Here is a 19,191-nt window from a genome sequence, read left to right on the forward strand (position 1 = left end):
CCCGCCCTCAGTGCCGGTAGCGTTCGGCCAGGGCCATGAGCGCCTGGGCGAGGTCGGTGAGGTTGGCGGACGCCGCCTCGACCTGGCGGGTGCCGGCCGCGGTCTGCTGGCTGGCCTGGCGGATGTTCTGCAGCGCCCCCATCACCTGCTCGATCCCGAGCTGCTGCTGGTTGGTCGAGGCCACGATCTGCTGGAACGTCTGCACGTTCTCCTCCACCCGCGCCGTGATCTCCTCGATCGTCCGCTGGGTCGTGTCCGAGCGGGTCTTGCCGGCCGCCGCGCGCTTGACCGCCTCCTCGGTGAGCATCACCGAGGTGTTGATGCCTCGCTGGATCTCCCCCAGGAGCCCCCGGATCTGGCCGGTGGCCGCCTTGGCCTGGTCGGCCAAGAGCTTCATCTCGGAGGCGACCACGGCGAAGCTGCGCCCGCTCTCGCCGGCCGCGGCCGCCTCGATGGCGGCGTTGAGCGCGAGCAGATGGGTGCGCTCCGAGATGTCGTTGACCGTCTCGATGATGTCGCCGATCGTCTGGGTCTTCTCCGACAGGCTGACGATGTTGCCGGCGACCGCCTCGGCCTGCTCGCGGATCGCGTCCATGGCCTTGGCGGTGTCGGAGACCGCGCGCAGGCCCTGGCGCGAGGTCTGGGCGGTGGCCTGGGCGGTGGCGATCACCTCGGTGGCGCGCTTGCCGATCTGGGCGCCGGAATGGGTGATCTCGTCGACGGTGGCGGCGGTCTCCTGCACGGCGGCGAACTGCTCCTCGACCGAGGCCGCCTGCTGCTGGGCCGAGGCGCGGATCTCGGCGGCGGCGGCGTTGAGGTCCGAGGTCGCGGCCCGGTTGGTCCGGGCGAGGTCGGAGAGGTTGTCGACCATGGCGTCCAGCGTCCGCCCGAGATTGGCGATCTCGTCTCCGCCCTGCATGGCGAGCTTGCCCGAGAGGTCGCCGTCGCCGACCCGCTCGACGAAGGCCATCACCGTCTCCAGCGGGCGCACCACCGCCCGGCGGATCAGCCAGGTGACGAGCATCGCCAGCAGCACCGCGGCGGCGAGCGTCAGGTAGATCGACAGGCGCGAGCGCTCGTAGACCTCGTGGGCGGCGCGCTGCCCCAGGGCCATACTGCCGTCGAGCAGGGTGCGGAGGTTGGTGATGCCGCCGAGGAACGGCGCCTGCAGACGGCCGATCTCGTCGTTGCGCGCCTCGACGGCGGCGAGATCCTGCTGGGCGATGGCGGCGAATTGCGCCTCGCTCACGGTCCGGACCTCCCGGAAGGAGCGCTGCACCTCGGCCGCCGCCGTGGCGATCCGGTCCCAGGCGGCGTTGCGCTCGGCGGTGATCGATTGCGTCCGGTACGTGCCGGCGAGCTGCATGGTGGCGGCGAGGCCGCTCTCGACCTGGGCGGCGGTCCGGCGCCAGGCCGCCACGGTGTCCTCGGCGCGCGCCGGCCGTCCTTGCGCTTGCGACAGCATCGCGATGACGGCGTTGCGGCGCAGGAGCCCGAGGTCCCGGGCCTCATTGCCGAGGTCGTCGAGCTGGCGCAGCACCGCCATATCGCGGCGGACGATGGCGTCGGTGGTGTCGCGCACCGCCCCGATCTGTTCCAGCGCGTAGAAGCCGAGCGCCACGATCACCACCGTGACGGCGACGAAGCCGAGGAGGATGCGTCTTCCGATCGAGAACGTCACGGTCGGGGCTGACTCCGGTGGAGGGGCGCGCGGACGGAATTTAGGGCAGCACGCGGCGCAGGAGGCGGGAGAGGTCGACGACGACGAAATCCGGTCGGCCGTCGCGGACCGAAGCGGGGGCATACCCCGAAGCGGCCGCGTTGCCCAACCCGGTGGGATCGGCATCCTCCGCGATCCCTGCGGCGGAGGGTCCCGGGGCGGCGGCGATCCCCAGCACCCGGTCGACCGCCAGGGCGACGGCTTGCGGCTGGGTGCCGCGCAGCACGACCAGATGGCCTCCCCCGCTCTCGCCCTCGGGCGGGGCTTCCGGCCGGCCGAGCGCCCGGGCGAGGCCGACGACGCCGACGATCCGGCCCGACAGGGCGATCAGGCCGAGCAAAGCCGGCACCGCTCCGGGCATCGGCGTGCACGGGCGCATCGGCAGGACCTGCGCGACTGCGGCGAGAGGGATGCCGTAACGCTCGGACCCGCATTCGCAGACGAGGTGGTCGATCCCGATCTCCGCGCCCGCCGCGGCGGCGCTCCGGCGCGCCAGGGACGCGGCGCGCGCGGCCCGGATGTCCCGCGCGGTCCCGGGCCGGGCGCCGTGCTGCGGTGCGCTCTGGCGCGCGTCCATCAGGAACTCCCGGTGTCTGCGCTGCGATAGGGCCCGAGCCCGGCGCGGGCCGCGGCCGCCCCGGCGGCGATCTCGCCGGCCGCCGCGCCGTCGCCCTCGAGCAGCAGCGTGTTCGGCCCCAGCGCTTGGCTGAGCGCGATGGCATTGTCGAGGGCCCGGGCCGCCTCGCCGGGACGGCCGAGCCCGATCAGCAGCAGGCCGAGATGGTAGTGCGCCATCACGAAGCCCCGGTCGAGGTAGAGCGCCGCCCGCAGCGCCCGCTCGGCCTCGGCGTCCCGGCCCAGCGTGCGGGCGAGCAGGCCCTCGTAGAAGCGCAGGGCCGGATCGGTCGGGTCGCGGGTGAGGGCGCCGCGCAGCAGCCGCCAGGCGGCGCCGGTCTCCCCGGAATCGGCGAGCGTGCGGATCTGCGCGAGGTCGCCGTCCGGCGCGTCGGCGGGCGCCACCTCGGCCGGCGGAAGCGCGTCGGCCGCCGGAGCGCGCGGCTGGGCCAGGGTCGCGACGACGGTCTCGAGCGCCGTGCAGGGCTCTTCCACGGCCCGGACGCGCGGCGCCGGCCCCGGCTCGACGGCCGGGGAGGCCGGCCGCGGCGCCGGTGAAGCCGCGTCGCCGAGGCGGCGGTAGGCCACGGTGCCGGGCAGGCTGACCGGATCGAGGAACCCCGAGAAGGTCAGGTTCGGCTCGGCATGGCCGAGCAGCAGCCAGCCGTCCGGCCGGAGTTTTCGGCCGAGGCCGCGCACCACCGCGGCCACCGTCTCGGCCTCGAAATAGATCAGCACGTTGCGGCACAGGACCAAGTCGAAGCCCTCGCCCGGCGGGCTCTTGGGCTCGACCAGGCTGAGCAGGTTGCCGCGCTCGAACCGGACCAGCGCGCGGAATTCCGGCCGCAGGGCGTAGCCGCCCTCGCGGCGGATCCCGGGGGCGGGGGGCAGGCGCGTGAAATAGCGCAGCCTCTCCTCCGGCGGCATGGTGCGGAGCGCCCAGCGCCCGTACTCGGCCGCCCGGGCGGTCGCGAGCGCCTCGACGCTGATGTCGGTGCCGAGGATCGCGACCCGCCAGTCGGGCAGGGCGTCGCCCAGGGCCTCGCGGACCAGGATCGCCAGGGAATAGGGCTCGGCGCCGGTGGAGCAGCCGGCGCTCCAGATCCGCAGGGTGCGGTCGAGGCTGCGCGCCGCGATCAGGGCCGGCAGGATCGTCTCACGCAGGGCCTGGAACTGCTCAGCATAGCGGAAGAAGAAGGTCTCGCCGACGGTGATCTCGGCCTCGAGCTGGGACCATTCCCCCTCGCCTCGGGACCGGTCGGCCAGGAGCGCGGCGTAGGCGGTGCAGTCGGCGAGCGCATTGGCCCGGAAGCGCCGGCGCAGGCGCTCGATCAGGAGCTCGTCCTTGTCGATGTAATAGTGGTGGCCGGTGCGGGCGATGATCCGCGCCTTGAGATCGGCATAGGCCGGGTCGGCGCCCGGATCGGGGCGGGGAGGAACGGGGCGCCGCATCGTGGGATCAGGCGGAGGGCGGCAGGGCGGCCAGGCGCTCGGCGGCAGCCCGCGTCAGCGCCGCGACCCGGGCCCGCTCCTGGGCGGTCAACAGGCCGTCGGGGGCAAGGGCGTGGACGAGCCGGTCGCCGATCACGAGCTCGGCGGCCACGCAGCCGTTGAGGGTCCCGACCTCCTTGGCTGGCCGGATCGCGGAATCGGGCACGATCACCAGATCGGCGGCGCGGTCGACCAGGTAAGCGACGGCGTCGTCCCGGGTGAGCACCAGATGCGCGTAGAGGCCCGGCTCCGTGGCGGCCGGGCGCAGGCCGAGCAGCGGCGCCAGATCGATCACCGGGATCGGCGCGCCGCCGAGGTTGAGGAAGCCGGCCAGCCAGCCGCCGGTTGCTGGGGGATTGTGCAGATCCGGCAACGGCAGGATCTCGGAGACGGCCGCGCGGGGCAGGGCGCAGGGCGTGCCGGCGACGTCGAGGAGCAGATAGGCCGAACCGCTGCTGGCCAAGGCCGCCCCCTCCTGAACGCATCGCGGCCGAGCCGGGATAGGTCGCGAGATAGGCTTTCGGATCCCGGCAAGCAATCATCCACCTCCGAATCGCGGATCCGGGGAACCAAGTCTCCTCTCAGCCGCTTATTTTCCAACGCAGCGGCACCGCTCCAGACGACGGGCGACGCCTCGCCTGCGACTGTCTTGAAGCCAGGATCCGATCATGAAGAAATTGCTGTTGGCCGCCGCCTCGCTGACGCTGCTCGCGGGCTCCGCCTACGCCCAGGGCAACGCGCCCTACAACAATTCCGGTTCCCAGGCCGGCGGTCCCCGCGGCGGCATGGAGCGCGCCGGTGAAGCCGCCACCATGGAGCGGGGCGCGGCCCCGGCCCCGATGATGCACAAGCGCATGAAGCACAAGCGGATGATGAAGCATCACCGCCGGATGCGTCACCACCAGATGTGATCGGTTCGGGGAACGCCGCAGCGCGGCATCACCGTGACGATCAGGCCTGTCGCATCCGCGGCAGGCCTTTTTTGTGGGGTTTTCGGTCGTGGTGCCGATCCGGTCGAGGCGGGCTACGATGGTCGCACAATCGGTTTTGCAGGTCGCGACGCGCCTCCTCTCCCGTGCGGGAGAGGGAACCCGTGCCACGTCCAGCATCGTGTGAGTCCGACGGCCTGCACAAGTCGAAGACGCTGCCAAGGCCGCCACCTGTGCGGTTCCAATCCTTTGCGCGCCCCATCCGGTTGCCCCACCGCCCCCATCGGTTCACTCTCTCGCGAAACCCGCCGCACCCGTAAGATGTTCGCAAACGAACATCCGCGCCCGTAAAGTGGCGCGAGAAAACGCCAGGAGTCCTGATGTCACGACCGCTCGACCGGAGATCCGAGGACAGGGTCGAGGTGACCGGGGTCGAGGGGCGGCGCAGCGCCATCGTGGCGTCGGTGCGCCAGCGGGGCTTCGTCACCATCGAGGCGCTGGCCGCGCAGTTCGGCGTCACCGTCCAGACGATTCGGCGCGATCTGAACGAGCTGAGCGCCGAGGGACGGCTGGAGCGCTACCGGGGCGGGGGCGGCTTGCCGTCCAGCGTCGAGAACATCGACTATGCCGACCGCCGGGTGACCCTGCTGCCCGAAAAAACCCGGATCGGCCGGCTCGCGGCGAGCCGGATTCCGTCGCACTGCTCGGTCTTCGTCAATATCGGCACCACACCCGAGGCCGTGGCCCGGGAGCTGACCCGGCACGACGACCTCAGCGTCATCACCAACAACCTCAACGTGGCGCTGTCGCTCGCCGAGGCCACGGAATTCCACATCGTCGTGGCGGGGGGCACCGTGCGCAACCGCGACGGCGCGGTGCTCGGACAGCTCACCTGCGACACGCTCAGCCAGTTCCGGGTCGACGTGGCGGTGATCGGCATCAGCGGTATCGATGCCGACGGCGCGCTTCTCGACTACGATTACGAGGAGGTCCGGGCGACGCAGACCATCCTGGCCCATGCCCGCAAGACCTTCCTGGTGGCCGATCATACCAAGTTCACCCGCCGCCCGATGGTGCAGGTCGGTCGGCTGGACCAGATCGACACGTTCTTCACCGATCGGCTGCCGCCCCCGGACTTCGTCGCCCTGATCGAGCGCCAGGGCGTCACTCTGGCGGTGGCCGACGACGAACTGTAACGAACATGCGTTTTTTCGCTTGCGAAAATCCTCACCGGGTTCAATATGTCCTCAACTCGCCATTCAGGGCGGGAGAGGAGGAACAATGCCGGCTGCAACGCGCCAGCGCGAGCCGTCCGACGCCTACGACCTTTTGGTCATCGGCGGCGGCATCAACGGCACCGGGATCGCGCGCGATGCGGCGGGCCGCGGCCTGGCGGTCCTGCTGGCCGAGCGCGGGGACCTAGCCGGCTTCACCTCCTCGTCCTCGACGAAGCTGATCCACGGCGGCCTGCGCTACCTCGAGTATTACGAGTTCCGCCTTGTCCGCGAAGCCCTGGCCGAGCGCGAGCGGTTGCTGCGCCAAGCCCCTCACGTGATCTGGCCCCTCCGCTTCGTACTGCCCCACGACGAGGGCCTGCGCCCGGCCTGGATGCTGCGGCTCGGCCTGTTCCTGTACGACCATCTCGCGCGGCTGCGGACGCTGCCGGGCTCGACCTCGGTGGACCTGCGCAAGTCCCCGTTCGGCGCGCCCCTGCAGAAGCGGTTGACCAAGGGCTTCGTCTATTCCGACTGCTGGGTCGAGGACAGTCGCCTCGTCGTGCTCAACGCCATGGATGCCCGCGAGCGCGGCGCCACGGTGCTGACCCGCACCGGCGTGGTCTCGGCGCGGCGCGAAGGCGACGGTTGGGTCGCCACTTTGCGCGATGAGCGCACCGGTGCCGAACACAATGTCCGGGCGAAGGCGGTGGTCAACGCCGCCGGCCCGTGGGTGAGCGCGACGCTCGGCGGCACGCTGGGCATCAACAGCCGCGCCGCGGTCCGCCTGATCAAGGGCAGCCACATCGTGGTGAAGCGCCTGTTCCCGGGGGACCAGGCCTACATCCTGCAGCAGCCCGACAAGCGGATCATCTTCGCAATCCCCTACGAGCGCGACTTCACGCTGATCGGCACCACCGACGTGCCCTATGACGGCGAGCCCGGGCCGGTCTCGATCTCACCCGAGGAGACCGACTACCTCTGCGGCTGCATCAACCGCTCCTTCGACACCCGCATCACCCCGGCCGACGTGGTCTGGAACTATTCCGGCGTGCGCCCGCTCTACGACGACGCGGCCGAGAACGCCTCCGCGGTGACCCGCGACTACGTGCTCGATGTGGAGGACCAGGGCGGGAAGGCGGCGGTGCTGTCGGTGTTCGGCGGCAAGATCACGACCTACCGGCGCTTGGCCGAGCACGCGATCGAGAAGCTCAAGCCGTTCTTCCCGGGCCTCAAGGGAGCCTGGACCGGCGATTCATTGCTGCCCGGCGGCGCCATGAAGGATGCCGATTTCGACCGGTTCCTCGCCGAGTTCCAGGCGGACAAGCCGTTCCTGCCGGCCGAGACGGCGCGGCGCCTGGCTCGCGCCTACGGCACACGCGCCCGCGAGATCGTCGGGACCGCGCGCTCCATGGCCGATCTCGGCGAGGTGTTCGACGGCGGCCTCACGGGGGCCGAGGTCGATTACCTGCGCGCCAAGGAATGGGCGGTCACCGCCGAGGACATCCTCTGGCGCCGCTCGAAGCTCGGCCTGCGCACCGGCCCGGAGAGCGCCGCGCGGCTCAACGCCTACCTCGACCGCAAGGCCGAGGCCGCATGATTGTACCGAACCCGAGCCGGCGCGAGACCGGTCGGGCCTAACCGAGGGAGGGAACGATGAGCCGTTACGTCGGGGCCATCGACCAAGGCACCACGAGCAGTCGCTTCATGGTGTTCGATCGCGAGGGCAGCGTCATCGCGCTGGCCCAGGCCGAGCACGCGCAGATCTATCCGGCCCCCGGCCATGTCGAGCACGACGCCGCCGAGATCTGGACCAGGACGCAGGGCGTGATGCGCGAGGCCCTGGACAAGGCCGGCCTCCAGCCCATCGACTTGGCGGCCATCGGCATCACCAACCAGCGCGAGACCACGCTGATCTGGGACCGGCGCACCGGCAAGCCGCTGCACAATGCCCTGGTCTGGCAGGATACCCGCAACGACCGGCTGGTCTCCGAATTCGCCCGGGACGGCGGCCGCGACCGGTTCCGCGACCTGACCGGCCTGCCGCTGGCGAGTTATTTTTCGGGTCTCAAGCTGCGGTGGCTTCTGGACCATGTGGAGGGCGCCCGCGAGCGGGCCGAGGCCGGCGACGTGCTGTTCGGCAATATCGATACCTGGCTGGTCTGGAACCTCACCGGCGGCGCCGAGGGCGGCCTCCACGTCACCGACGTGACCAATGCCAGCCGCACGCAGTTGATGTCGCTGAAGACCCTGGACTGGGACGACGGCATGCTGGCGACCTTCGGCATCCCAAAGGCGATGCTGCCCCGGATCGTCTCGTCGAGCGAGGTCTACGGCGAGACCAAGGCGCCGTTCGCCGGCGTGCCGATCGCCGGCATCCTGGGCGACCAGCAGGCGGCCCTGTTCGGGCAGACCTGCTTCAGTCCCGGCGAGGCCAAGAACACCTACGGCACCGGCTGCTTCGCGCTGATGAACACCGGCGAGACGCCGATCCCGTCCAAGGCCGGCCTCATCACGACCCTGGCCTACCGCCTCGACGGCGAGAAGCCGGCCTACGCGCTGGAAGGCTCGATCGCCATCACCGGGGCCCTGGTGCAGTGGCTGCGCGACAACCTCCACATGATCAAGGACTCGGCCGAGGTCGAGACGCTGGCCACCACGGTCGAGGACAATGGCGGCGTCTACTTCGTGCCGGCCTTCTCGGGCCTCTACGCGCCGCACTGGAACGAGGGCGCCCGCGGGCTGATCATCGGCCTGACCCGCTACGTCAACCGTGGCCACATCGCCCGCTCGGTGCTTGAGGCGACCGCCTTCCAGACCCACGAGGTGCTGCAGGCGATGGCCCAGGATTCCGGCATCCCGGTCAAGGAGCTGCGGGCCGACGGCGGCATGGTCGCCAACAATACGCTGATGCAGTTCCAGGCCGACATGCTCGACGTGCCGGTGGTGCGCCCGAAGGTCTCCGAGACCACAGCGCTCGGCGCCGCCTACGCGGCCGGCCTGGCGGTCGGCTACTGGAAGGGCCTCGACGACCTCAAGCGCAACTGGGGCGTCGACAAGCGCTGGACCCCGAAGATGGATGCCGGCCAACGCGAGAAGATCGCCGCCGCCTGGGGCCGGGCGGTGCAGCGCTCCTTCGACTGGAAGCTCGACGAGGATTGAGCGAGCCAATCCCGGGTCTCCAAAGGGCTCCAGCCCTTTGGCGGGGTTCGGGGGCGGAGCCCCCCGACGATAGCAAGGCTCTGCCCTGCACCCGCAAAAGGTCGATTACCTTTTGAAACCATGACTTTTTCTGAGCCTACACGGCGATACGTTCCGAACAAGAAGACGATCGCCACAAGACGACGGGGGAGACTGGACGATGACCTCACCATTCCTGGGCGAATTCCTCGGCACGATGACGCTGATCGTGCTCGGCGACGGCGTCGTCGCCGGCGCCCTGCTCAAGCGCTCCAAGGCCGAGAATGCCGGCTGGATCGCGATCACCGCCGGCTGGGCCTTCGGGGTGCTGGCCGGGATCTTCGTCGCCACGGCGACCGGCAGTCCCGACGCGCATCTCAATCCCGCCGTGACCGTGGCGGGCGCCGTCAGCTCCGGGGATTTTTCCAAGCTCTCGGTCTACGTGCCGGCGCAGATGCTCGGCGCCTTCGTGGGCGCGGCCATCGTCTGGCTGCACTACCTGCCGCACTGGGCGGCCACGCCTGAGCAGGACCTCAAGCTCGCCTGCTTCTGCACCGGGCCGGCGATCCGGGACGCCAAGGCCAACTGGACCTCGGAGATCATCGCGACCTTTTTCCTGATCCTGACCATCTCGGCGCTAGTGACCAACACGCTGGGCGCCTCCGGGGCGATCCCGCGCGGGGTCGCGCCCTACATGGTCGGCATGCTGGTCTGGGGCGTCGGCCTCTCGCTCGGCGGCACCACCGGCTACGCCATCAACCCCGCCCGCGACCTCGGGCCGCGCCTCGCCCACGCCGTGCTGCCGATCGCCGGCAAGGGCTCCTCGGACTGGGGCTACGCGCTGATCCCGGTGGGTGGCCCCGTGATCGGGGCGGTGCTGGCCGGGCTGCTGGTGCGGGGCCTCGGGATCTGACGGAAACGCCGTATCCTCAACCGCCGCATGGCGTCCCGGCGTCGCGGCGGTTTGCGGCGCGGGGCCGGGCGCCTTAAGTCAGTCCCACTGACCGACCGCGCCCCCGGGCGCCTCCCCGCGGTGTGGCATGGCCATCGTCCTCGACATCCTGAAGAACGATCCGCGCTCGGCGCGCCTGCGCCATCCCGAGAAGGCGCACCGGCCGGACCAGCCGGTCCAGGCCAAGAAGCCGGACTGGATCCGGGTCAAGGCGCCCGGCTCCAAGGCCTGGACCGAGACCCAGAAGATCGTGCGCGAGCACGGCCTGGTCACGGTCTGTGAGGAAGCGGGCTGCCCGAATATCGGCGAGTGCTGGGAGAAGCGGCACGCCACCTTCATGATCATGGGCGACACCTGCACGCGGGCCTGCGCCTTCTGCAACGTCCGCACCGGACTGCCTGACGCCCTCGACGCCCTGGAGCCGGAAAAAATCGGCGACTCGGTGGCCAAGCTCGGCCTGAACCACGTGGTGATCACCTCGGTGGACCGGGACGACCTGAAGGACGGCGGCGCCCAGCATTTCGCCCGGACCATCGCGGCGATCCGGCGGGCGAGCCCCGGCACGACGGTGGAGATCCTCACCCCCGACTTCCTGCGCAAAGACGGCGCCCTGGAGGTCGTGGTCGCGGCCAAGCCCGACGTGTTCAACCACAACTTGGAGACGGTGCCGGCCAAGTACCTGACGGTGCGGCCCGGCGCCCGCTACTTCCACTCGGTTCGCCTGCTGCAGCGGGTGAAGGAGCTCGACCCGACGATCTTCACCAAGTCCGGCATCATGGTCGGGCTCGGCGAGGAGCGTAACGAGGTGCTCCAACTCATGGACGACCTGCGCTCCGCCGAGGTCGACTTCCTCACCATCGGCCAGTACCTGCAGCCGTCGAAGAAGCACCACGAGGTGGTGCGCTTCGTGCCGCCGGACGAGTTCAAGACCTACGAGACCACCGCCTACGCCAAGGGTTTCCTGCTGGTCTCGGCCACGCCGCTCACCCGCTCGTCGCACCATGCCGGCGAGGATTTCGCCAAGCTTCAGGCGGCCCGGCTCGCCAAGCATGCGTCCTCGCACGCCCCCGCCCTCTCGGCCTGAGCACGTCGGAACAGAAATGCCGTCTTTCCGGGTTACCCGTACGGTGCGGCATTCGCCGCAGCAGATGTACGATCTCGTGGCCGATGTGGAGCGCTACCCGGAATTCCTGCCGCTGTGCGAATCCCTGCGGGTGATCCGCCGCCAGGATATGCCGGAGGGCGGGCAGGTGCTGATCGCCGAGATGGGGGTCGGCTACAAGGCGATCCGCGAGCGCTTCACCACCCGGGTCAGCCTCGATCCGGCCCACCACAGGATCGTCGCCGAGTATATCGACGGTCCGTTCCGGCACCTGGAGAACCGCTGGTCGTTCAAGGAAGCGCCGAACGGCGGTTGCGCTGTCGATTTCTTCATCACCTACGAGTTCAAGAGCCGGACGCTGGGCCTCCTGATGGGCACGATGTTCGACCGCGCCTTCCGCAAGTTCACCGACGCCTTCGAAGGCCGGGCGGACCGGATGTACGGCACCGCCTGAACGCATCAGCCCCGGGCCGGCACGAAGACATGCTCCGGCCGCACGCCCATCCCGATCATCCGGGCGGGCAGGACCTGAAGCATCGGCAGCGCGTCGAGGATGCGCAGGGCGAGCGGCGCCCTGAACGGCTCGTCGGCCTTGAGCGCGGCGGCGATCACCCGGGCCTGGATCATCCGCTGCAGCGCCTGCGTCGCCCGGACCGGAAAGAGCCGCCGCGCCTGGACGCGGGCGAGGTCGGCCTCGGCGACCGGCCCCGCCCGCAGGGGCCCGGCCAAGATGTTGGCCGCCGCCACCGCATCCTGGATCGCCAGGTTGATGCCGACCCCGCCCACCGGCGACATCGCGTGGGCGGCATCGCCGATGCAGAGCAGGCCGGGACGATGCCAGCGCGCGAGCCGGTCGACGGTGACGGTCAGGAGCTTGACCGCATCCCAATCGGCGATGGCATCGGTGCGGTCGGCCAGGAACGGCGCGATCTCGGCCACCGCCGCCCGGAAGGCCGGCAGGCCCCTGGCGCGGAGCGCCGCGTCGCCTCCCTTCGGGACCACGTAGGCGCATTGCCAGGTGTCGCCCCGGTCCAGCGTGATCAGGATGCGCCCCGGCCCGAACCGGCCGGCCGCCGCCTCCGGGTCGCCGTCGCGGCGGGGCAGGCGGAACCACAGCACGTCGATCGGCGCCCCGAAGGCCCGGGGTGCGAAGCCGGCGTGCTCGCGCATCGCCGAGTGCCGCCCGTCCGCGCAGAGCACGAGGTCGGACCGGATCTCGACCGGCCCGTCCGGCCCCTCGGCCCGCACGCCCGCGACCCGGCCCTCTGCCGCGATGAGATCGCGGGCCTCGGTCCGGCGGATCAGCCGGAAACCCGGATAGTGCCCCGCCTCACCGGCCAGAAAATCCAAGAAGTCCCATTGCGGCATGAAGGAGAGGAAGCGGTTGCGGGTCGGCAGCCGGCTGAAATCGGCGACCCGGTAGCTCCGGCCGTTCACCACGCCCGAAAAGGTCTCGACCCGCCGCTGGGGCAGGGCACGGAAGCGCTCGGCGAGGCCCAGCTCGTCCATCAGGTCCAGGGTGGAGGGGTGGATCGTATCGCCGCGGAAGTCGCGCAGGAAATCCGCGTGCTTCTCCAGCACCGTGACGGCGATCCCGGCCCGGGCGAAGAGCAGGCCGGCCATCATCCCGGCCGGGCCGCCGCCGACGATGCAGAGCTGGGTCTTCAGGCCGTCCATCGAGCCCTCCGCACCGGATCAGTCTACGAGCGCCCCTTCGAGCAGGCCGAGCGCGTCTGCGACCGCCGCCCGGCGGATTTGTCCACGACCAAGATCGCCGTAGCGCCGCTCCAGATGGCGGCGGCCGCCCGCCCGCAGGGCCAGCCCGAAATGCACCAGCCCGACCGGCTTGTCGGCACTGCCGCCGCCGGGGCCGGCGATGCCGGTGATCGCCACCGCGACCGCGGCGCGCGAGGCGGACAGCGCCCCGCAGGCCATCGCCCGGGCCACGTCCTCGCTGACGGCGCCGTGCCGGCGGATCAGGTCCATCGGAACCCCGATCGCCTCCGCCTTGGCCTCGTTCGAGTAGGTGACGTAGCCGCGCTCGAGCACGGCCGAGGAGCCCGGCACCGCGGTGAGCAGCCCGGCCACGAGGCCGCCGGTGCAGGATTCGGCCGTGACGATCGTCCGCCCGGCCGCCGCATAGGCCGCGACCAGCGCCTCGGCGCGTTGGAGAAGCTCCGTGTCGTCGATCATCGCGCGCGGCTCGCCCTGGGCCGGAGCGCCCTATCTCGTGTTGTGACGCAAGGTAGGCCCCGGCTCAAGGACCGGCCGCCCCCAACAGGAGACCCTGACCCGATGATCTTCCCCGCGACCACGGCCCTGTACGCCGCGCTGCTCGCCCTCGTGTATCTCGGCCTGTCCGGCTGGGTGATGGGATCGCGCGTCTCCGACAACGTCCTGTTCGGCGACGGCGGCGACCAATCCCTGCTCAAGCGGGTCCGCTCGCACGCGAATTTTTCGGAATACGTGCCGCTGGCGCTGATCCTGGTCGGCCTGCTGGAGGCCGGCGGCGGCAGCCACGGACTGGTCCAGGGCCTGCTGATCGCCCTGCTGGTCGGCCGCATCCTCCACCCAATCGGCATGTTCGCCGCGCCGAACTCCGCCCGCCAGTTCGCCTGCCGGGGCGGCGGCATCCTGCTGACGCTGGCCGTGCTCGCCATCGCGGCGATCGCATTGCTGCTGCGGACGGCCTGATTTTCTTCTTTTGGATCAGCCTTCATCCGTGATCGACGGATGAGCGCAGAGGCCGCCCCCAAGCGCATCGCCCTCCCCCACAGAGGGGGAGGGAAAGCGTCGGCGTCCTCACCCCTGCCGCATCGCGGTCTCGGCCTCGGCGTCGAGCACCGGGCCGTCCTCCTCCGGCAGGCGGATCGTGGCGGCGGCCTGGGCGGCGAGGCCCTCGGCGCGGCCGACGAAGCCGAGCTTCTCCGTGGTGGTCGCCTTGATCGAGACGGCGGTCAGCGGCACGCCGGCGATGGCGGCGATGCGGGCGCGGATCGCCTCCCGGTGCTGGCCGATCCGCGGCGCCTCGGCGAGCACGGTAATGTCGAGATGATCGATCCGGCCGCCCCGGGCACGGACCAGCCCGCAGGCATGGGCCAGGAACTGATCGGAGGAGGCGCCTCGCCAGCGCTCGTCCGAGGGCGGGAAATGCGTACCGATATCGCCGTCCGCGATGGCGCCGAGCAGCGCGTCGGTGAGCGCGTGCAGCGCCACGTCGCCGTCGGAATGGGCCAGCACGCCGCGATCGGCCGGGATCTTGATGCCGCCGAGCCAGACATGGTCGCCGGACGTGAAGGCGTGGACGTCGAAGCCGGTGCCGAGGCGAGTGACGTAGGCGGTCATGGCGCGGGCTCCGGGCGCTGGCGTGTCAATTGGGTCGGACGCGAAGGCCCGGTCCGCCTCGATCAGGTCGGCGGGCTGGGTGATCTTGCGGTTGGCGATGTCGCCGACGAACACCACCACCGGCAAGCCCGCCCATTCGGCGAGGGCGCCGTCATCGGTGAAGCCGTCGAGGCCCTGCGCGGCCGCGTCGCGATGGGCGCCGAGCAGCGGCGCGAAGGCGAAGGCCTGGGGGGTCTGGACCGCGCGCAGGTGCTCCCGAGGCGGGGTCTCGTGCACCCGGCCGATGCCGGGGGCGATCTCGGCGACGCGCTTGACCGTGTCAGTCACCGGCACGCCCGGCACAGCGGCGCCATGGTCGCGCCCGGCCGCGATCGCCCGGGCGATCAGCGCGGCGTCGACATAGGGGCGGGCGGCGTCGTGGACCAGCACGATCTCCGGCGTCGCGCCGGCCGCCAGGGCTTCGAGCCCGGCGCGGACCGAGAGTTGGCGGGTGGCCCCACCCGCGACGGGGGCGCCAATCTTTTCACGGAGCTCGGGGGCGAGCTCTTCGAGGCAGCTGACGAAAAACTCCGCCGCGTCGGCGGCGATCACCGGCTGGATCCGGTCGATCGCGTCCTGCGCTGCCAGCGCCGCGAGCGTGCGGGTCAGGACCGCCTGGCCGCCGACCCGGCGGTACTGCTTGGGCGTGCCGCCGCCAATGCGGATGCCGCGGCCGGCCGCAACCACCACTGCGGCGACACCGGCACCCGCATGGACAGGTCCGTTGGCAGGCGTGCCGGTGGCGGGCATGGGCGGCGAACTCGTAGAATCCGGGAAGCGGGCGACAGCGGGCGCGCGGGCCTGCCGTGCTGCCGAACCTCTGCCGGTGAGGATGCCCGTCGTTTAAGCGGGGGAGGGCGCGAAATCAACGCACGGCCCCCGCTTGCCAGCGGACCGCGTTTGCCTCAATGTTGTGCAGAATGGCGACTGATCATTATTTAAGCGCGCTGCGCAGCGGACGACCGGCGGGCGGGGGCGAATCCCCCGCTCCGTTGTGCCTGCTCGCGCCCCTGTCCGGCGTCACCGACCTGCATATGCGCCGGATCGCCCGGCGCTGCGGCGCCGACGCGGTGGTCTCCGAGATGGTAGCGGCGCGCGAATTCACCCGTGGCGCCGGCGAGGCGACCCTGCGGGCGGACGGTTCCGGCGTCGACCTGCACGTGGTCCAGCTCGCCGGCTGCGAGGCCGAGCCCATGGCCGAGGCCGCCCGGCTCGCCGAGGCCGGCGGCGCAGACGTGATCGATGTGAACATGGGCTGTCCGGCCAAGATCGTCACCGGGATCGCCTCGGGCTCGGCCCTGATGCGCGACCTCGACCATGCCGAGCGCCTGCTCGCCGCCGTACGCGGGGCGGTGTCGGTGCCGGTCACTGTCAAGATGCGGCTGGGCTGGGACGACGCCACCCGCAACGCCGTCGATCTCGCGACCCGGGCCGAGCGGCTCGGGCTCAACGCCGTGACCGTCCACGCGCGGACCCGGCAGCAATTCTACAAAGGCGTAGCCGACTGGGCCGCGATCCGCCCCGTGGTCGAGGCGGTGTCGATCCCGGTGATCGCCAACGGCGACGTGGTCGACCTCGCCAGCGCCCGGGCGTGCCTGGCGGCCTCAGGCGCCGCGGGTGTGATGATCGGGCGCGCCGCCACCGGGCGGCCCTGGCTGGTCGGGCAGGTGGCCGCGGCGCTGGCTGGCCGTCCGCCAACGGCGCCGTCGCGGGCCGAGCAGGCTGAAATGGCGGCCGCGCATTATATCGGTCTGCTGGCGCTCTATGGCCGCCACATGGGCGTGCGCCACGCCCGCAAGCACCTGGCCGCCTATGCCGACACCGGCGGAGCGCTCCAGCCTTCCGAGCGAGCCGCGCTCCTCACCACCACCGATGCGGAGGTGGCGCTGACCCTCCTCGCCCGCGCCTTCGGGGCGGCCGAACCGGTCCGGGAGGCCGCGTGAGCGAGGACACCTTCCAGCCCGAATCGTCGACCGGAAGCCAGCGCCCCCCAGCCGGGGAGGCCGTGCTCAACGCCCTGCCGCTGCCGGTGCTGACCATCGGCGGCGACGAGCGGATCCTGCACTGCAACCACGCCGCGGAGGCGTTCTTCGACTATTCCGCGCGCCTGATGCAGCGCCGCCGCCTGCGTGATATCATCCCGTTCGCGTCGCCGATCATTGCCCTGGTGGCCGAGGTCCGGCGGCGACGGGCCAGCGTCAGCGAGTACCGGGTCGAGCTGTCCCAGCCGCGCCTCGGGCTGGAGCGCAGCGTCGACGTGTTCGCCACGCCGCTCGCCGACGACGACGACGCCGTGGTGATGATGCTCCAGGAGCGCACCATAGCCGACAAGATGAACCGCCAGCTCACCCACCGCGGCGCCGCCCGTTCGATGGTGGCGCTCGGCGCGATGCTGGCCCACGAGATCAAGAACCCGCTCGCCGGCATCCGCGGCGCCGCGCAGCTGCTGGAGAGCACCGGCGCCGAGGAGGACCGGGTGCTGACCCGGCTGATCTGCGACGAATCCGATCGGATCGTGCGCATCGTGGAGCGGATGGAGCTGTTCGGCGACGAGCGCCCGGCCGATCGCGGCGCCGTCAACGTCCACGGGGTGCTCGACCAAGTGAAGCGCTCGGCGCAGAGCGGCTTCGCCCGTCACATCCGGTTCATCGAGACCTACGATCCGTCGCTGCCGCCGGTGCTCGGCAGCCGCGACCAGCTGATCCAAGTGATACTGAACCTCGTGAAGAACGCCGCCGAGGCGATCGGCCCCGATGCGGTCGAGGGCGAGATCACCCTGTCCACGGCGTTCCGCACCGGCCTGCGCCTGCAGGTGCCGGGCTCGCGGGAGCGGGTCAGCCTGCCGATCGAGGTGGCGATCCGCGACAACGGGCCGGGCATCTCGGCCGATCTCCTGCCCGACCTGTTCGACCCGTTCGTGACCACCAAGGCGCAGGGCTCCGGCCTCGGACTTGCATTGGTGGCCAAGATCGTCGGCGACCACGGAGGCATCGTCGAGTGCGATCCCGCCCCCCGCCGCACGACGTTCCGCATCCTTCTGCCGATGTCGAGCGCCCGCGACGGGCGCGAATCGTCGGTCGACCCTTGAAATCGTCTTGTGTTTCGGCCCCCCGGCCGGAGGTCTGAGTAGAGAGTCATGCCGAACGGCCACATCATCGTCGCCGACGACGACGCCGCCATCCGCACGGTGCTGAATCAGGCACTGTCCCGGGCGGGCTATGAAGTCCGCTCGACGGGCAATTGCGCCACGCTCTGGCGCTGGGTCGCGCAAGGGGAGGGCGACCTCGTCATCACCGACGTGGTGATGCCCGACGAAAACGTGTTCGACCTGCTGCCCCGGATCAAGCGGGTGCGGCCGGAGCTGCCGATCATCGTCATGAGCGCGCAGAACACCTTCATGACGGCGATCCGCGCCTCCGAGCGGGGCGCCTACGAATATCTGCCGAAACCCTTCGACCTGAAGGAGCTGATCGCCATCGTCGGCCGCGCGCTGTCGCGTCCCCGCGGGGCGCCCGCGGCCGGCGCGCCGCCCGACAACGAGGACATCCCGCTGGTCGGGCGCTCGCCTGCCATGCAGGAGATCTACCGGGCGCTCGCCCGGCTGATGCCAACCGACCTCACCGTGATGATCACCGGCGAATCGGGCACCGGCAAGGAGCTGGTCGCCCGTGCGCTGCACGATTACGGCCGCCGCCGCACCGGCCCGTTCGTGCCGGTCAACATGGCCGCGATCCCGCGCGACCTGATCGAGTCCGAGCTGTTCGGCCACGAGAAGGGCGCCTTCACCGGCGCGCTCCAGCGCTCGGCCGGCCGGTTCGAGCAGGCCGAGGGCGGCACGCTGTTCCTCGACGAGATCGGCGACATGCCGATGGAGGCCCAGACCCGGCTGCTGCGCGTGCTCCAGCAGGGCGAGTACACCACGGTCGGCGGCCGGGTGCCGATCAAGACCAACGTCCGGATCATCGCGGCGACCAACAAGGACCTGCGGATCTCGATTCAGCAGGGCATTTTTCGCGAGGACCTGTTCTTCCGCCTCAACGTCGTGCCGCTGCGGCTGCCGGCCCTGCGCGAGCGGTCCGAGGACGTGCCGGACCTGATCCGCCACTTCTTCGTGCTGGTCGAGCGCGAGGGCCTGACCCGCAAGTCCCTCGACGGCGACGCCATGGAGCGGCTCAAGCGCTACCGCTGGCCCGGCAACGTCCGCGAGTTGGAGAATCTGGTCCGGCGGCTGGCCGCGCTCTATCCGCAGGAGACCATCACCGGCCCGGTGATCGAGGCCGAGCTCGACACCCTGCCGCTCGCCGCCCCGGCCTCGGCCAATGGCAGCGCCCGCAAGGCCAATGGCGAATCCGAGACCCTGTCCAGCGCGGTGGAGCGCCACCTGTCGGATTATTTTTCCGGCTACCGGGATACGCTGCCGCCCCCCGGGCTCTATCACCGGATCCTGCGGGAGATCGAAGGCCCGCTGATCGGCGCAGCGCTCGCCGCCACGCGGGGCAACCAGATCCGCGCGGCGGAGCTGCTGGGGGTCAACCGCAACACCCTGCGCAAGAAGGTCCGCGACCTCGACCTGCAAGTGTTCCGGACGGCGCGGTAGAGAGCCC

At 71.0% G+C, this 19,191-nt stretch carries 18 protein-coding genes; 11 read left to right on the forward strand and 7 right to left on the reverse strand.

The window, feature by feature from the left end; genetic code table 11:
* Positions 1-7: 7 nt before the first annotated feature.
* The 4 genes from MKL11_RS19140 to MKL11_RS19155 are packed head-to-tail and all read right to left on the reverse strand — an operon-like array spanning position 8 to position 4,289.
* Positions 8-1,681, reverse strand: a complete 1,674-nt coding sequence (locus tag MKL11_RS19140; RefSeq protein ID WP_243946328.1) for a methyl-accepting chemotaxis protein — start codon at positions 1,679-1,681, stop codon at positions 8-10.
* A 40-nt stretch (positions 1,682-1,721) separates the two neighbouring features.
* Positions 1,722-2,297 carry a chemotaxis protein CheW gene (locus MKL11_RS19145; RefSeq protein WP_243946330.1) on the reverse strand — a complete coding sequence of 192 codons (576 nt, stop codon included), beginning with the start codon at positions 2,295-2,297 and terminating at the stop codon, positions 1,722-1,724.
* The gene (locus MKL11_RS19150) at positions 2,297-3,787 is read right to left on the reverse strand and encodes a CheR family methyltransferase (RefSeq protein ID WP_243946332.1); all 1,491 of its coding nucleotides are present in this window, start codon (positions 3,785-3,787) and stop codon (positions 2,297-2,299) included. Before MKL11_RS19150 ends, MKL11_RS19145 begins: the two co-directional genes overlap by 1 nt.
* 7 nt (positions 3,788-3,794) lie before the next feature.
* Positions 3,795-4,289, reverse strand: coding sequence for a chemotaxis protein CheW (locus MKL11_RS19155; protein WP_243946333.1), 495 nt, complete (start codon positions 4,287-4,289; stop codon positions 3,795-3,797).
* Between the two features lie 205 nt (positions 4,290-4,494).
* Here MKL11_RS19155 and MKL11_RS19160 point away from each other — a divergent pair, with 205 nt between their 5' ends.
* From MKL11_RS19160 to MKL11_RS19190, 7 genes are all read left to right on the forward strand, one after another.
* Positions 4,495-4,737, forward strand: a complete 243-nt coding sequence (locus MKL11_RS19160) for a hypothetical protein (RefSeq protein ID WP_243946335.1) — start codon at positions 4,495-4,497, stop codon at positions 4,735-4,737.
* Positions 4,738-5,135: 398 nt separating this feature from the next.
* Positions 5,136-5,951, forward strand: a complete 816-nt coding sequence (locus tag MKL11_RS19165) for a DeoR/GlpR family DNA-binding transcription regulator (protein WP_243946337.1) — start codon at positions 5,136-5,138, stop codon at positions 5,949-5,951.
* A gap of 85 nt (positions 5,952-6,036) precedes the next feature.
* Positions 6,037-7,569, forward strand: a complete 1,533-nt coding sequence (glpD, locus tag MKL11_RS19170; RefSeq protein ID WP_243946339.1) for a glycerol-3-phosphate dehydrogenase — start codon at positions 6,037-6,039, stop codon at positions 7,567-7,569.
* A gap of 56 nt (positions 7,570-7,625) precedes the next feature.
* Positions 7,626-9,131, forward strand: coding sequence for a glycerol kinase GlpK (gene glpK / locus MKL11_RS19175; RefSeq protein WP_243946341.1), 1,506 nt, complete (start codon positions 7,626-7,628; stop codon positions 9,129-9,131).
* Positions 9,132-9,330: 199 nt separating this feature from the next.
* Positions 9,331-10,062: an MIP/aquaporin family protein gene (locus tag MKL11_RS19180; RefSeq protein WP_243946343.1), complete on the forward strand. Its 732-nt coding sequence runs from the start codon at positions 9,331-9,333 to the stop codon at positions 10,060-10,062.
* A gap of 127 nt (positions 10,063-10,189) precedes the next feature.
* Complete coding sequence (gene lipA, locus MKL11_RS19185; protein WP_243946345.1) at positions 10,190-11,185, forward strand: lipoyl synthase; 996 nt, start codon at positions 10,190-10,192, stop codon at positions 11,183-11,185.
* Between the two features lie 16 nt (positions 11,186-11,201).
* Positions 11,202-11,657, forward strand: a complete 456-nt coding sequence (locus MKL11_RS19190; RefSeq protein WP_243946356.1) for a type II toxin-antitoxin system RatA family toxin — start codon at positions 11,202-11,204, stop codon at positions 11,655-11,657.
* A 5-nt stretch (positions 11,658-11,662) separates the two neighbouring features.
* Here the strand turns inward: MKL11_RS19190 and MKL11_RS19195 are convergent, their stop codons facing one another.
* The gene (locus MKL11_RS19195; RefSeq protein ID WP_243946365.1) at positions 11,663-12,880 is read right to left on the reverse strand and encodes an FAD-dependent oxidoreductase; all 1,218 of its coding nucleotides are present in this window, start codon (positions 12,878-12,880) and stop codon (positions 11,663-11,665) included.
* 18 nt (positions 12,881-12,898) lie between these two features.
* Complete coding sequence (locus MKL11_RS19200) at positions 12,899-13,396, reverse strand: CinA family protein (RefSeq protein WP_243946367.1); 498 nt, start codon at positions 13,394-13,396, stop codon at positions 12,899-12,901.
* A 102-nt stretch (positions 13,397-13,498) separates the two neighbouring features.
* Here MKL11_RS19200 and MKL11_RS19205 point away from each other — a divergent pair, with 102 nt between their 5' ends.
* A complete protein-coding gene (locus tag MKL11_RS19205; protein WP_243946370.1) occupies positions 13,499-13,897 on the forward strand; it encodes an MAPEG family protein in 399 nt (132 codons plus the stop codon).
* 108 nt (positions 13,898-14,005) lie between these two features.
* On the opposite strand, the gene MKL11_RS19210 is transcribed toward MKL11_RS19205, so the two are convergent.
* Entirely contained in the window at positions 14,006-15,337 is a 1,332-nt protein-coding gene (locus tag MKL11_RS19210) for a bifunctional 2-C-methyl-D-erythritol 4-phosphate cytidylyltransferase/2-C-methyl-D-erythritol 2,4-cyclodiphosphate synthase (protein ID WP_243946372.1), read from the reverse strand.
* A 170-nt stretch (positions 15,338-15,507) separates the two neighbouring features.
* Here MKL11_RS19210 and dusB point away from each other — a divergent pair, with 170 nt between their 5' ends.
* The 3 genes from dusB to ntrC are packed head-to-tail and all read left to right on the forward strand — an operon-like array spanning position 15,508 to position 19,184.
* Positions 15,508-16,530 carry a tRNA dihydrouridine synthase DusB gene (gene dusB / locus MKL11_RS19215; protein WP_243946374.1) on the forward strand — a complete coding sequence of 341 codons (1,023 nt, stop codon included), beginning with the start codon at positions 15,508-15,510 and terminating at the stop codon, positions 16,528-16,530.
* Positions 16,527-17,675, forward strand: a complete 1,149-nt coding sequence (locus MKL11_RS19220) for a two-component system sensor histidine kinase NtrB (RefSeq protein WP_243946377.1) — start codon at positions 16,527-16,529, stop codon at positions 17,673-17,675. Before dusB ends, MKL11_RS19220 begins: the two co-directional genes overlap by 4 nt.
* A 48-nt stretch (positions 17,676-17,723) precedes the next feature.
* On the forward strand, positions 17,724-19,184 hold the full coding sequence (gene ntrC / locus MKL11_RS19225) for a nitrogen regulation protein NR(I) (RefSeq protein WP_147909200.1): 1,461 nt from the start codon (positions 17,724-17,726) through the stop codon (positions 19,182-19,184).
* Positions 19,185-19,191: the final 7 nt, after the last annotated feature.

The sequence above is a fragment of the Methylobacterium sp. J-077 genome, from assembly GCF_022829365.1.
Classification (GTDB): Bacteria; Pseudomonadota; Alphaproteobacteria; order Rhizobiales; family Beijerinckiaceae; genus Methylobacterium.